The organism is Williamsia sp. Y712 (assembly GCF_059445525.1).
Map to the genome: position 1 here is coordinate 569,981 of NZ_JCAIUN010000003.1, position 14,210 is coordinate 584,190.

A 14,210-nucleotide genomic window follows, 5' to 3' on the forward strand; every position below is an offset into this window, starting at 1 on the left:
TCTCTCACTTCACATTTAGGTTGGAATGGTTGGTCCAGTGCTGGGCACTTGCCACGTACTCGTTGAACAGTGGGCGGACCTCGGCGAGGTCGATGCCGAACTCGGCCGGGTCGGCGTGTGAACTCGGTTCACGTTGGTCGGCCGCTTTTTCCCACCAACTTCGCATCTGCGACTCGAACTGTGCGCTGACCGGGGTTCCGAGCCAGCTGTACAGTCCCTTGACCTCGCCGACGGGATCGCTTTGCATCGCGCGGAAGTCGATGTCGTAGAAACGATCGTCGGCGCCATCACGGCGGAACTGCATGGCACGTTGGATACCCAGCGACCAATGATCCACATTGAGCTTGCCGATGTATGGCTTGTCGATGGTGTCTGTGAACCTGGTGATGATGTCGGCATAAAGGTCGGCAACCGACAAGATGACGTCGGTGGGATCCCGATGTGTCATGACGTAGCGGGCATCGGGAAAGGCCTTGTCCAGGGCGTCCAGGACCAAGATGTGCGACGGGCACTTGAGTCGCCACTCCCGTGTGGGCTCACCCCATTGCATCAGCTTCATCACTCTGCGCTGGTACTCGAACGTGGACGTGAGATCTGCTTTGTTCACAAACCATTCCGAGTACGTCGGAATCTGGGCCAGCGACTGGAAGAAGTGGGTTTTGAAGTCCAACGCCATCAGGTCGTGGCATTCCATGGGACCGTGGGTGTCGCTCGGGACGTGATGCCGTGACCCGAGCATCTCGCCGATGCCCGGCGGGATGCGCGGATCAACCCCGACAACAGTCGATGTCGGTGGGCAGGGCTGCGACGACTCCCAGCGCCTGATGTACCGCACGTCTGGGTCCTGCGAGAGCAAACTCGACAGTGCCGACGATCCGGTGCGCGGCAGGCCGATCCCGATCAGCGGGGTGACGATGGAGATCTCGTCGATCTCGGGGTGACGGCGATACCAGTTCTCAACCTGCAACCGCTGGCCGAGATATCCGACGATGCGGTCGCGCATGAACACTTCGCCCGTCGCGTTCAGGTTGGCTTCGTCGCGTACCGACGCCAACAGTATTTCGAGACCCTCGCGGAAAGAGTCATCACCGAAGTCGGTGAGTCCGGTGCTCTTGGTTGCCGCGTCCATTACGTCGTCGATGGGAGACATCGTGACCTCCGGGGTTGAAATCAGTTGAGTAGAACAGGAAGTGGTCGATCTCCCGTCAATTCATGAACTGTCCGCCTGCGACGTCGATGGTCTGGCCGCACATGTAGTTGGCGGCGTCGGTGGCGAGGTACGCAACCATGTTGGCCACCTCCTCCGGCAGTGCGCCGCGACCGAGCTGGACGTAGGTCTCGAGTGCTTCGGCGATGGCGTCGCGGGCGGCGTAGTCCTGATCGCTTTGCGGATTGAGGAAGCGCTCGACCAGATCAGGTTTGATCATGATTCCGGGGGCGACTGCCAGCACGTTGACACCGCGCGGCGCCATCTCATGAGCAAGGTTGCGGGTGAATCCGATGACACCGGCTTTGGCCGAGTTGTAGACGACAAGCCCGCGGTGCTGCATGCGTCCACCGACGGCGCCGATGTTGATGATCTTGCCCGAACCCTGGGGAAGGAGATACTCGAGCGCAGCGTGCGCGCCGTACATCATCATGGTCAGGCTGCCCAGCATCGTTTTGTCGATGTCTTCCTTCGTGTGCTTTTCGAACGGTCCGGCCACCACCATGACGGGGTTGTTCACCATGATGTCGAGGCCGCCGAGCCGGTCATGACTTTCTTTGACCGCCTGGTGGACCTGATCCCAATCCGACATATCGGCGAGGACCGGTATCGCCGTCACGCCCCAGCGTTCCTCGATCTCTTTGGCGCGCCGTTCGACCTTCTCGAAGGTCCGTCCAATCAGTGCGATGTCAGCGCCGAGGCCGGCGAGGCGGTTGGCGATCGCCTGACCCAGACCGTCACCCCCGGCACCGACAACGACGGCCTTTTTGCCGGTCAGGTCCATCTGTTCAGTGACGCGCATGCCAACGATGTGGTTGGGCATGCGATCAAAGCCCATCGCTTCTGTCCAGTTCTTGTCTTCAACACTCACTGAAAACTCCCGTCACATTTGCGCAAGATTGTGGTGCGCAGCACACCGGCTGTTCGGATGCTTCGAGACTATGGGTGCGGCAACTGCAGTTTCCAATACCGATTTCGGCGCCGAGCCATAACAATTCGTTATGGCTCCGACGTGGGTTCGGCGGTGGAAGATCGGTTCGACAAAAAAGCGGCCAGGGCTCCTGGGGAGCACCTGGCCGTAGTTGACGAGCGGGTAATTGCTATTCGATCAATCCTGAACACCCGAAATCTCTTTTGCCTTCTCTGCGAAATCCGCGAAGCTGGTGCCGGACTTCTCACGCGTGCTCCACGCACGGGTCTGCACGTCATGCCCTTCGGCGGCTTTGCGTAGCGCACCGACCGTGGCCTGCTCCTTGGGAACGTCCTTGAACGGATCGAACGAGTACCACTTCATCGCGTTCACGTAGGTCATCTTGTTGATCTCATCGTCGGTGACGTTGTACTTGTCGAACACGCCCTCGAGCTCTTCCGGCGCGTTCGGCCACATCGAATCGCTGTGCGGGTAGTCCATCTCCCAGCAGATGTTGTCGATACCGATTTCGTTTCGTAGCTGTACGCCGACGGGATCGGAGATGAAGCAGGTCAGGAAGTGGTCCCTGAACACTTCCGAGGGGAGTTTGCCCTTGAAGTCCTGGTTCGTCCACGTCGAGTGCATCTCGTAGGTGCGATCAATCCGCTCGAGGAAGTATGGGATCCACCCGGTGCCGCCCTCGGACAGAGCGATCTTCAGGTCGGGGTATTCCTTGATCGGTGCGGACCACAGTAGGTCGGCCGCGGCCTGCACGATGTTCATCGGTTGCAGCGTGATCAGCACGTCCATCGGGCTGTCGGGCGAGGGGATCGACAGCCGGCCGGACGAGCCGATGTGCACATTCATCACGGTGTCGGTGTCGACGAGCGCCTTCCACAGGGGGTTCCAGTAGTCGCTGTGAAAGCTGGGATAGCCCAGCGCCGAAGGGTTTTCGGTAAAGGTCAGCGAGTGCACGCCCTTTTCGGAGACTCGACGTACTTCCTGGGCGCAGAGCTCGGCATCCCAGATCGGCGGCAAGGCCATCGGGATGAATCGCCCCGGATGGGCGCCGCACCATTCGTCGATGTGCCAATCGTTGTAGGCCTGCACAAGGGCCAGGGAGAAGTCGGCGTCGTCGGTGGCGAACAGTCGGGCCGCGAAACCGGGGAACGACGGGAAGTTCATGGTGGCGAGAACACCGCCGGCATTCATGTCCTTCACCCGCTCGGCCGCGTCGTAACAACCGGGCCGGATCTCGTCGAGACCCTGCGGTTCCAATCCGTACTCTTCTTTCGGCCTTCCGGCCACCGCATTGAGCGCGACGTTGGGGATGACGGTGTCGCGGAACTGCCAGGTGTCGCTGCCATCGGGGTTGTGGACGAGACGGGGTGCCTCTGCCTTGTATTTGGCGGGCAGATGATTGTCGAACATGTCGGGGGGTTCGATGATGTGGTCGTCGATACTGATCAGGATCATGTCGTCTTTGTTCACAGCCACGCCTTTCGCTGGGGCCGGCCGTCGACAGCCGGCGCATATTGTACGAATGTATGGCAGGCCGGGGCTCTATGTGGGTGAATTTTTCGAATTGGCCGACGGGAGTAGGTGGGTGGGTATTCTTTGTGTGCGCAGTCCGAAAAGCGCTCTGCGCCAACGCCCAGCCAGGCTGAAGTCGATCGGCCGACATCGGAACGATCCGCGCCCGGATTCCGAGAAGCGTTATATACGAGAGTATTTCGCGAAGTTGGAGGAACACGATGCGTATTGGGTTCATAGGTCTCGGGAGTCAGGGCGCGCCGATGGCCCGCCGGATCGTGGAAGCGGGCTACGACACCACGCTGTGGGCCCGCCGATCGGCGTCGCTGGAGTCCTTTGCCGACACCGAAGCGAGAGTGGCGGATTCACCGGCTGAACTGGCGGCGGCCAGCGATCTGGTCTGCCTCTGCGTGGTCGACGATGCAGATGTTCGGCAGATCGTGACCGGTGAACTCGGCGTACTTGCCGGCCTGGCACCGGGAGGTGTGATCGCAATCCACAGCACCATCCACCCCGACACCTGTCGCGATCTGGCCGGAAAGGCAGCGGCGCAAGGGGTCGTGGTCATCGATGCGCCGGTCAGTGGTGGTGGTCCTGCGGCAGTGGCGGGCAACCTGCTGGTCATGGTCGGTGGTCAAGCGGAGGCCGTCGAACGGTGCCGGCCCGTGTTCTCCACATACGGTGAACCGGTTGTCCACCTCGGTGCGCTGGGGTCGGGCCAGGTGACCAAACTCCTCAACAACGTTGTCTTTGCCGCCAACCTCGGCATCGTCGTCGATGCGTTGGCCCTGGGTGGGTCCTTGGGAGTGAATCCGGATCGTCTCGGCGAGGTGATCTCCAAGGGGTCGGCGAACAGCTATGCACTTGGCGCCATTGCGGCGTCCGGCGGAACGATCGACGCGATCGCCTCCATCGCGGGGACGCTATTGCAGAAGGATGCACGACTGATATCGAGCCTGGCCGACGACGCCGGGGCCAAGTCGGCGGCAGTGCTGGCCGCCGCCGACTCGACGCTGGAAGCAATGGGCCACCCACGCTGATCGCGCGTCGACGCGCATCAATCGTGGATGAGCGCGGGTTCTTTGCGTTCGGTCACCGGTCTGGCCAACTCTTGGTCGACGCAGATCCGCTGCAATTTCTCCAGTGTCTCGTCCAAGCCCGCGCCGACTCGAGGGCCCGGAGTGAATGTCGCCGGCAGGTACCGCATGCCCTGGATGACCCCGATGGTTTCGTAGTGGACAGTCCCTTCGGGAACGCAGCGATAGTCCGGTATCCGGTCGAGCACCGCGGTCACCATCGATTTGAACACGGTGCGTGCGAGGTTCGAACCGATGCACCGGTGCATGCCGATGCCGAAGCTGAAATGGCGATTGCCGCTTCGGTCCAGAACGATGTCATTCGGGTCGTCGAAGATGTCAGGGTCGCGGTTGGCCATGGCCCACGACAACCAGAGTCGGTCTCCCTCTTTGAGCTGCCTGCCGTCGAGTTCCATGTCTGCAGCGATGGTTCGTCCGTCGCCGGGGGCGGGCGTAAAGAAGCGCAAGAACTCCTCGGTTGCCGGATCGAGTAGTTCGTCTCGTTCACGGCTGAGTACGTCGCGCTCATCGGGATTCTCCGACAACCACTCCAGCGCGTGCGCCGTCAACGCTGTGGTGGTGTCGAACCCGCCGCCGATGAGAAGGTTCAACATCCCGAGCAGCTCCATGTCGGCCGCAGGCTCGCCATCGATCCGGAGCCCGGCCAACGCGTTGATGATCCCGGGACGCGGGCTCTCGCGGATCTCGGCCAGGTTGGAGAACAGATCCATGCCCATGGCCATGTACAGATCCAGTACCCGCGGGGCGTCCGGTGACTCGGGTGCGGTGTAGACCGACGCGTGGGCCGGTTCGTTGTAGATTTCCCACTTCTGCAACGGAATACCCAGCATTGCCAGTGTGACCACGGCAGGGACGATGTTGGCCAGATCCTCGACGAAGTCGATGTGGCCGGATTCGATCTTCTCGTCCAGGCAGGCGCGCACCACGTCGTCGATGAACGGTTCCCACCGTTTGATCGCGGCGGGCGAGAGATAGGGATTGAGTGCGCCGCGATAGATCTTGTGCTCGGGATCGTCCATCTCCAACAGGCCGCCCCGGATGCTGACCTCCATCAGCTTGGGGATCGAAACACCTTGGTAGCCACGACGTTCACCGTTCACGTCGTGATCGGCAGAGACATCCGCGCTGCGGGCGAGTTCGAAGACCGCCCGGTTGTCGGCAGCGACCCAATGCCCGTTGTAGGTATCGCTCCACGCGAGGGGGCACTTGCTCTGCATCTCCTCGGTGATATCGGTGAACCGCTCGCGGTATTCCGTTGTGTGTCGATCGAAGTGGAAGCGGGGCGACTTCCGGTCGTTGTCGCTGCCGTGGTCAACGCTCATGACTCATCTCCTAGCCGTCAGCCGGTTGTGAACCGATCCCTCAGAGTTTGAAGTCGTACCACTTGAGGTACCCGCCGCCGTCGATTCGCAGCTGCATGCCGGTCATGTACCTCGATTCGTCGGAGGCCAGGAACAACACGGCGTTGGTGATGTCCTCGGGCTCGACGTAGGGGATCGGCATTGCCTGCATCACCGCAAATCCGGGCTCGGCATCGGCGCGCGTGGGATGTTCGAGATCGGGACGGAAAGCCTTGTACATCGGTTCGCTCTGGAGCATGTCGGTGTTGCAGTTGGTGGGGTGCACGACATTGGCACGAATGTTGCGGGGGGCCATGTGCAGGGCGACCATGTGCATGAAATGCGTCAGCTGGCGTTTGGCCAATGCGTATGCGGCGCCGCCGAGTTCCTGCCCGGGGGCATCGGTTTTGCTCACATCCATCAGGGCGGCAGTCGAACCGGTGGCGATGAGTGATGCGCCCGCTTGCAGATGTGGCAGTGCCGCCTGCACGGCGTTGATCACGCCGAGCAGATTGGTGTCGATGGTGTCGATCCATGCGTTGATGCCGGGTTCACCGGTCATTGCGGCGATTCCGGCATTGGCGATCACCACGTCGACCTTGCCGAACTCGGCGAGACCTTGGTCCAGCGCCGCGACCATCTGGGCACGCTCTCGAACATCGGCCTGGACCGTGACGATACGTCGATCATGCTTTTCGACCAGCCGGGCGGTCTCGGCGAGATCTTCTGGTGTGGCAAGGGGATAGTTGACGGTGCTGAGGTTTTCGCACAGGTCGACCGCGATGATGTCGGCACCTTCTTCGGCAAGCCGCACCGCGTGGCTGCGGCCTTGGCCGCGTGCGGCTCCGGTGATGAATGCGACCTTGCCTTGAACACGTCCCATAGTTGTTCCTTCCAAAGGTTTCTGATCGACGATCAATATCGAATACTCGAAAACTGTTGTGTTGTAACGCCTCGGAGTTCTATCCCGACATCACCGCGCCTCCGTTGACCGCGATGACCTGCCCCGTGATGTAGCCGGCGGCGTCGGAGCACAGGAAAGCGCATGTTGCGCCGATGTCGTCGCCGCTCCCGACCCGCCCGGACGGGATCACCCGGGAGATGTACTTGGCCTCGGGGAGATGCTTGGCATCCTGTGCGGCCCGCAACATCGGGGTGTCGATGGTGAAGGGGGGAACCGTGTTGACGGTGATTCCTTTGGCGGCGTATTCCAGGGCCAACGTCTTGGTGAACGCGATGACACCACCTTTGGTGGCCGAATAGTGGCCTTGGCGAAGCGCACCGGTTTGCCCGGCCGCCGACGAGATCGTCACGATCCGGCCCCAACCGGCGTCCACCATGTCGCGTATCGCCGCCTGCGCGCAGAGAAAGGTGCCGGTGAGATTGACGGCGATGTACCGATTCCATTCGTCGAGGGTGATGTCTTCGAACGGGGTGAATCCGGAGACACCCGCGCTGGTCACCAGGATCTCGACAGGGCCGAGTTGGCTCCGGGCGATATCGAATGCGGCGTTGACGGATGTCTGGTCTGCGACGTCCACGGCCACCGCCAACGCCTTGGACCCCGCTGCCCGCACGTCGGCGGCCACCCGCTCTGCGGCGCCGGTGTCGGTGTCGAGTACTGCCACCTGGTGACCCTGCCGCCCCAGATGGTGGCAGATCGATTCGCCCAAGCCCGATCCACCGCCGGTGACGACGGCTACGCGTCCGGACGGATCATTGTGCGCGGCTTCTGAATTCATCGAACCTCCCGCTGTCTGCTATACGTACGTACAGCATCGGTATGTGTATAGCACAGGGGGAATGGGCTGCAGGTGGAAATGGCGACTCTGCTGGGACCGTGCGTGGCCTGCCCGTTGTGTCGGACTACCGTGACGTGCATAGCCAACACGGAAGAACCGAGGTGCTGACATGACCGTCCCCGATACCACCGTCCTGTCGAACTTTCTCGACGGCATCCTCACCGGCAGCCTCGAGGTGATCGACCTGACCACGCCGCTGAGCAGTTCGACCCCGGCGCTGCGCCTGCCCGAGCCGTTCGCGAACCTCATCGACTTCAGCCTCGAAGAGGTCAGCGCCTACAACGAACCCGGCCCGTTCTGGCGTCACAACAACATCCATACGGGTGAGCACATCGGGACCCATCTCGATGCGCCGGTGCATTGGATCACCGGTCGCGACGGTGACGACGTATCGCAGATCCCGGTGCAGCGACTCATCGGACCGGCTGCTGTCATCGACCTGACCACGAAGGTCGCCGACGACCCCGACTACCTCCTGAGCATCGCCGACGTCGAGGAGTGGGAAGCGGCCAACGGGCTGCTCGCAGCGGGCGCGTGGTTGCTGCTGCGCACCGGCTGGGAGTCGCGGGGCGGATCCGAGGCGGAATTCCTCAACGCCGACGAGACCGGCTCGCACACACCGGGCGTGGCGGCCGATTGCGCGCGCTGGCTGGCCACCGAGCGCGAGATCACCGGCCTCGGCGTGGAGACCGTCGGGGTGGACGCCGGTCTCGCAGGCGGTTTCGACCCCGCCTTCCCGGTGCACAACTACTTCCTCGGCAACGACAAATACGGCATCACTTCACTGCGCAACCTCGGTCGACTCCCCGTCACCGGCGCCCTGCTGGTGGTGAGCCCGCTGCCCATCGTCGGCGGGACCGGTAGCCCGTCTCGCGTCCTGGCCGTCGTAGTCGGAGCAGGTGCAACCGGAGCGGGTGCGTGAGCACGTACGGACCCACCGTTGCCGACGTCGTCGGACGAGTCCTGGCCGACCTCGGTGCCGGCCACGTGTTCGGGGTGGTCGGTAGCGGCAATTTCGTGATGACCAATGCACTGCGTGCCGGGGGTGTGCCGTTCACCGCGGCCCGCCACGAAGGTGGGGCGGCGACGATGGCCGACGCGTACTCGCGGATGTCGTCGCGGGTGGGAGTCGTGTCGCTGCACCAGGGTTGCGGTCTCACCAACGCGATGACCGGTATCACCGAGGCCGCCAAGAGCCGGACCCCGATGATCGTCCTGACCGCCGACAGTCCCGCGGCGGCCCTGCGCTCCAATTTTCGCATCGATCAGGACACGCTCGTCACCAGCGTCGGCGCGATCAGTGATCGCGTGTATTCGGCGCAGACCGTCGTCGCGGATGTCACCCGTGCCTACCGGAACGCCGTAACCCAACGGCGCACCGTCGTCCTCAACGTCTCCATCGACGTCGCGGCACAGCGTGCCAGTGTGCAGGGGCCCATCGGGATCACGGTCGAAGAGCCGCGGGTGCGGCCCAACACCGATGCGGTCACCCGGCTCGTCGATGCCATACGTGGCTCGCAGCGGCCGGTGTTCGTCGCCGGGCGGGGCGGCCGCGACGCCGGCCGGCAGATCGCCGAACTCGCTTTGGCGAGCGGGGCTTTGGTCGCGACGTCGGCGGTCGCCAACGGACTCTTCGCCGACGATGCGTTCTCCCTCGGCATCTCCGGCGGGTTCTCGTCGCCCACCTCCGCGGAATTGATCTCGGACGCCGACCTCATTGTCGGCTGGGGATGCGCCCTCAACATGTGGACGATGCGACACGGCCGATTGATCGGACCGGAGGCAACCGTCGTCCAGGTCGACGACGACGTCGACGCGATCGGCGCGCACCGTCCCGTCGATCTCGGGATCATCGGCGATTGTGCGCTGACCGCCACCGACGTTCTCGCGGAATTGTCGGATGTGGAGCCGGAAGGGGCAACGCGCTACCGGACTGCTGTCGTACGGGCGAAAATCGCGGAATCGGCTCGCTGGCAGGATGTCCCGGTCGATGACTCGTCGGGCGGCGATCGCATCGACTCACGTGCGCTGACCATCGCACTCGACGAGATCCTGCCCACGGAGCGGATCGTGTCCATTGATTCCGGGAACTTCATGGGTTACCCGTCCACTCATCTCTCGGTCCCCGACCATCATGGCTTTTGCTTCACCCAGGCATACCAATCGATCGGACTCGGGCTCTACACCGCGATCGGAGCGGGGATCGCACAGCCCGACCGGCTCGGTGTCCTCGGCGCGGGCGACGGTGGATTCCTCATGGGTATCTCCGAAATCGACACCGCGGTACGCCTGCGCCTGCCGTTGGTCGCGATCGTCTACAACGACTCCGCCTACGGTGCAGAGGTGCACCACTTCGATGACGCCGACCACGATACGGTGACCTTTCCGGAAACCGATATCGCGTCCATCGCACGAGGTTTCGGTGCTGACGGGGTCACCGTGCGCACACTCGATGATCTGGATGAAGTGCGCACCTGGGTGGAGGGCTATCGCGCGGCCGGCGCCGCCCGGCCGCTCGTGATCGACGCGAAGGTCACCAATGACGGCGGGTCCTGGTGGCTGGCCGAGGCGTTCGCGGGCCATTGATCCGGCCCGGTGCTGTTCACCGGTGCCGCATCGATGTGTACGTGGCATAGGGAGAATGCCGGGCACGTGAGAATGGTGATGGCCGAGCCGGTTGCGGTGAGCGACTGTGGCGGCGAGAGTACGGTGCGCCACATGAATTTCCAGATGTTCATCGGCCGATGATCGCCGGCATCGAATCCCAGCCGCGCACGGTGGAACTGCGGGCTCGGCGGGCTTGGGTCAGGTCGATGTCCCACTCCGGGAACCGGTTCAGGACCTCTTCGAGTGCAACCCGGCCTTCGAGGCGGGCCAGTGGGGCGCCGAGGCAGAAGTGCGCGCCTTTGGCGAAGCTCAGGAGTGAACCGGGTTGCCGGTGGATGTCGAATCGGTCCGGATTGTCGAAGGTGCGTTCGTCGCGGTTTGCCGAGGCCAGCATGAGCAGTAACGCGCTGCCGGCTGGAACCGTCTGTCCGTGCAGTTCAACATCTTCGGTCACATACCGGGCGACGTGAGGTCCCGGCGGCTCGAACCGCAGGAGTTCATCGATGGCGCCCGGGATGAGTGAGTGGTCCTGTGTCAGTTCTTTACGCTGATCAGGATTTTCGGCCAGCACCTTGCCCATCCAGCCGAACAGTCGGCCGGTGGTCTCGACCCCGGCCCCCGCGATGACGGCCAGGAAGATGAGGAGCTCATCCTTGCGGAGGTTCCTGGTGGTGCCGGTGTCGTCTTCGAACTCCACGTTCAGCAGTTCGGTGATGAGGTCGTCGGAAGGGTTCTTGATCCGCCAGTCGACGTAGTCGGTGAACATGTCACCGTCGAAGTAGTGGTCTTTCTTCACCGGTAGCGGCTCACCGGGTTTGTTGCGCAACACGCGATTTGCCTCGGCTCGCACACTCGGCTGGTCGGCGTCGGGGATACCGACGAGCATGCCGATGGTCCGCATCGGGAGCTCCGCGCCCAGGTCGAGTACAAAATCGAAGCGATCGGAGCCGACCAGGGGATCGAGGCAGGCGTTGCAGAATGCACGGACCTTGTCTTCGATCATTTTCATCTTCCGCGGGGTGAAAGCCCGACCCACGATCTTGCGATGGATGGTGTGCAGGGGTGGGTCTTCGTTGATGAACACACCTGGCGGCATCACCGGATCGGCCTTGACCACTTCGAGGATGTCGCCCTTTGCGGAACTGAACCGCTGCGGATCCCGCAACGCCGCGTCGATGTCGGCGTAGCGGCTCAAGCCCCAGAAGTCGTGTCGTTTGTTGTAGTAGAGCGGCGCCTCGTCGCGCAGTCGTCGGTAGGTCGGATACGGGTCGATATCGATCTCGACGTCCCACGGGTCGTAATACACATCGCTCACGAAAAACTCCTTGATTCGGGTTTCGTGGACGAGCATAGATCAACTGCTATACGCTCGTACAGCAAATGGTCGTACTTCGTCGTTACCGCTGGTGCATCGTCGAATCCGACTGGAGCACGTGCGGTTTCGGCCGTCGGCTTCATGGATTGCCGGCACATCGAACAAAGGAGCAGTGAAATGAGTGATCGATTCTCCCTCGAAGGGCGCGTCGCGCTGGTGACCGGTGGTGGCACCGGTATCGGGCGCGGCGCGGCGCTGGTCCTCGCAGAGCATGGCGCGGATGTCGTGCTCGCCGGCCGTCGCCCTGATCCGCTGGAGTCCACCGCGAAGGAGATCGACGCGCTGGGACGTCGCGCGCTGGCGGTACCGGCGGATGTCAGTACCGCGGCCGGATGCCAGGAGCTCGTGGATCGGACGGTGGCCGAGTTCGGTCGGGTGGACATCCTGGTCAACAGTGCCGGTGGCGCCGAGACGAAGTCGATCAAGAGGTGGACCGAGGACGAGTTCGCTGACGTCTTTGCCCTCAACATGGGCAGCGTCTGGAATCTGTCGCGGGCGGCCTCTGTTCACATGATTGAGCAGGGCAAAGGGGCGATCGTCAACATCTCGTCGGGGGCAAGTCTGTTGTCGATGCCGCAGGCAGCGCCGTATGCGGCGGCTAAGGCTGCGGTCAACAACCTGACCGGTTCGATGGCAGCGGCATGGGCAGGCAAGGGAATTCGCGTCAACGCCATCGCGGTCGGTGCGGTCCGAGCGCCGACGCTGACCGACGAGCTCGCGAAATACAACCTCGATCCGGACTCGGTGGCGGGGACCAACGGGCTCGGCAGGTTGGGGGAACCAGATGAAATCGGCTATGGCGTCTTGTTCTTCGCCTCCGACGCGGCAAGCTTCTGTTCCGGTCAAACGTTGTACATGCATGGTGCGCCCGGGCCGGCGGGCGTCTAGGCCTGCAGAGGGTCTATGGCCTCGCGGGAGTCGGGGCCGCGGGTCAGCTACGGGTACGAGTCGCCCGTTTCCGGGGGCGCGGCGACTTCGGCGGTTCGATCGAGTCGATGAATGACTCGAAGGACGCCACCACATCTTCGTGGGCGTCGGTGATGCCTGCACCCTTTTCGAGGTTCAGCAATTTCGGAATGCCGGAGATGAGGACCGTGAGTCCTCCGGGGGAAAGCGGCAAGTCGGCAGTGCCGGTGGTGGCGGCGTCTGCAGCCAAGGTGTCGAGCTGGATCTGCCGTATCTGCGCGGTGACCTTGGCGATCTCGGCACCGATTTTCGGGCGATGGTTGCCGAGCGCCATGAACTCGGTGACCAGTGCCCCCTTGGCTTCGGCCCAACTGAACTCCCACATGACGTGCAACGGCTCGTCGGGGCGGGCCTTCAGTGCTGCGGTGAGGCGCTGGGCGTTCTCCTCGGTGCGCCGGCGCAGGGCGGCGAGGAAGATGTCGTCGAGGGTGGGGAAGTAGTACTGGACGAGGCTCGGTGTCACGCCGGCCTTCGTTGCCAGCACGCGGTACGTGACGCTCGGATAACCGTCGGCGACCATGATCTTTTCGACGGTGTCGAGTATTACGTCCCTGGTCTTCGACGTTTCTGCGCCTACGCGCCGAGCCGATGGTGGCATGTCCACGTTCCTCACTTTGTTGAGTCTTGTTCATTTTCGCACCCCTCGTTCGCTGTACGACTGTATAGTGGCTGTGGGCTTGGTCGCAGTCGATTGGGCCGAGTACCGCCGGCCGGTCCGCTCCGGCGGAGAAGTATCGCGAAACGGAGAAATATGTCGACGCTCGAAACCACTCTGGAGCAGTTGCAGGCAGATGTTCTGTACCTCAAGGATCGGGCCGCAATTCTGGATTGCATCGCGCGGCACGCACGCGGGTGCGATCGTCACGATGTCGACCTGATAACCGCTGCGTATCACGAAGATGCCGTCGACGAGCACGGTTATGCGACCAACCAGGGCCCTGATTACGGGGATTGGGCCAACAAAGTACATGCCGAGACGTCGAAGGTGCACACCCACAACATCACAACGCATTCGTGCGAGATCGACGGTGATACCGCGCATGCCGAAAGTTATGTGCTCGTCGTTCTCGTCGGTGGCGACGGAAAGACCGCGCAGTTCATCAGTGGTCGTTACCTCGATCGGCTGGAGCGCCGAGAAGGGCAGTGGCGCATCGCGCTTCGGCGCTCAACCGTGGAGGCGATGTTCCTGGGTGATGCGCGGGTGCTCGCCTCGTCCTTCTTCACCGAGAAGGGCTACCTCGTCGGTACGCGTGACCGAAGCGACCTATCTTATGAACGGCCACTGGAATTGGACATTCCTGCCCCTGCGCGGTGGTGATCGGAGTACCGTACCGACACAACTGCGTGCTCTGTCGCATGGCGGAATCCGGACA

Annotated in this window: 13 protein-coding genes; 5 read left to right on the forward strand and 8 right to left on the reverse strand. The window is 62.8% G+C overall.

Features of this window, described 5'->3' with window-relative positions; all coding sequences use genetic code 11:
- Window positions 1–4: 4 nt before the first annotated feature.
- The 3 genes from AC1D75_RS21980 to AC1D75_RS21990 all read right to left on the reverse strand — a co-directional run bounded on the left by AC1D75_RS21980 (window position 5) and on the right by AC1D75_RS21990 (window position 3,608).
- Complete coding sequence (locus AC1D75_RS21980) at window positions 5–1,150, reverse strand: sulfotransferase family protein (protein ID WP_495517435.1); 1,146 nt, start codon at window positions 1,148–1,150, stop codon at window positions 5–7.
- Between the two features lie 55 nt (window positions 1,151–1,205).
- Entirely contained in the window at window positions 1,206–2,045 is an 840-nt protein-coding gene (locus AC1D75_RS21985; RefSeq protein ID WP_495517680.1) for an SDR family NAD(P)-dependent oxidoreductase, read from the reverse strand.
- 270 nt (window positions 2,046–2,315) lie between these two features.
- Complete coding sequence (locus AC1D75_RS21990) at window positions 2,316–3,608, reverse strand: amidohydrolase family protein (protein WP_495517436.1); 1,293 nt, start codon at window positions 3,606–3,608, stop codon at window positions 2,316–2,318.
- Between the two features lie 263 nt (window positions 3,609–3,871).
- On the opposite strand from AC1D75_RS21990, the gene AC1D75_RS21995 reads away from it, so the two are divergent.
- Window positions 3,872–4,690 carry an NAD(P)-dependent oxidoreductase gene (locus tag AC1D75_RS21995; protein ID WP_495517437.1) on the forward strand — a complete coding sequence of 273 codons (819 nt, stop codon included), beginning with the start codon at window positions 3,872–3,874 and terminating at the stop codon, window positions 4,688–4,690.
- Between the two features lie 17 nt (window positions 4,691–4,707).
- On the opposite strand, the gene AC1D75_RS22000 is transcribed toward AC1D75_RS21995, so the two are convergent.
- The 3 genes from AC1D75_RS22000 to AC1D75_RS22010 all read right to left on the reverse strand — a co-directional run bounded on the left by AC1D75_RS22000 (window position 4,708) and on the right by AC1D75_RS22010 (window position 7,829).
- Complete coding sequence (locus AC1D75_RS22000; RefSeq protein ID WP_495517438.1) at window positions 4,708–6,069, reverse strand: cytochrome P450; 1,362 nt, start codon at window positions 6,067–6,069, stop codon at window positions 4,708–4,710.
- Window positions 6,070–6,109: 40 nt separating this feature from the next.
- Complete coding sequence (locus tag AC1D75_RS22005) at window positions 6,110–6,970, reverse strand: mycofactocin-coupled SDR family oxidoreductase (RefSeq protein WP_482140407.1); 861 nt, start codon at window positions 6,968–6,970, stop codon at window positions 6,110–6,112.
- Window positions 6,971–7,049: 79 nt separating this feature from the next.
- Window positions 7,050–7,829 carry an SDR family NAD(P)-dependent oxidoreductase gene (locus tag AC1D75_RS22010; RefSeq protein WP_495517439.1) on the reverse strand — a complete coding sequence of 260 codons (780 nt, stop codon included), beginning with the start codon at window positions 7,827–7,829 and terminating at the stop codon, window positions 7,050–7,052.
- Window positions 7,830–7,998: 169 nt separating this feature from the next.
- Here AC1D75_RS22010 and AC1D75_RS22015 point away from each other — a divergent pair, with 169 nt between their 5' ends.
- Window positions 7,999–8,811, forward strand: a complete 813-nt coding sequence (locus AC1D75_RS22015; protein ID WP_495517440.1) for a cyclase family protein — start codon at window positions 7,999–8,001, stop codon at window positions 8,809–8,811.
- Window positions 8,808–10,475, forward strand: a complete 1,668-nt coding sequence (locus tag AC1D75_RS22020) for a thiamine pyrophosphate-binding protein (protein ID WP_495517441.1) — start codon at window positions 8,808–8,810, stop codon at window positions 10,473–10,475. Before AC1D75_RS22015 ends, AC1D75_RS22020 begins: the two co-directional genes overlap by 4 nt.
- 148 nt (window positions 10,476–10,623) lie before the next feature.
- On the opposite strand, the gene AC1D75_RS22025 is transcribed toward AC1D75_RS22020, so the two are convergent.
- Entirely contained in the window at window positions 10,624–11,811 is a 1,188-nt protein-coding gene (locus tag AC1D75_RS22025; protein ID WP_495517442.1) for a cytochrome P450, read from the reverse strand.
- Between the two features lie 177 nt (window positions 11,812–11,988).
- Here AC1D75_RS22025 and AC1D75_RS22030 point away from each other — a divergent pair, with 177 nt between their 5' ends.
- Window positions 11,989–12,759: an SDR family NAD(P)-dependent oxidoreductase gene (locus tag AC1D75_RS22030; protein WP_495517443.1), complete on the forward strand. Its 771-nt coding sequence runs from the start codon at window positions 11,989–11,991 to the stop codon at window positions 12,757–12,759.
- Window positions 12,760–12,802: 43 nt separating this feature from the next.
- On the opposite strand, the gene AC1D75_RS22035 is transcribed toward AC1D75_RS22030, so the two are convergent.
- Complete coding sequence (locus AC1D75_RS22035; protein ID WP_495517444.1) at window positions 12,803–13,435, reverse strand: TetR/AcrR family transcriptional regulator; 633 nt, start codon at window positions 13,433–13,435, stop codon at window positions 12,803–12,805.
- A 153-nt stretch (window positions 13,436–13,588) separates the two neighbouring features.
- Here AC1D75_RS22035 and AC1D75_RS22040 point away from each other — a divergent pair, with 153 nt between their 5' ends.
- Window positions 13,589–14,155, forward strand: coding sequence for a nuclear transport factor 2 family protein (locus AC1D75_RS22040; RefSeq protein WP_495517445.1), 567 nt, complete (start codon window positions 13,589–13,591; stop codon window positions 14,153–14,155).
- The last annotated feature ends 55 nt before the right edge of the window (window positions 14,156–14,210 follow it).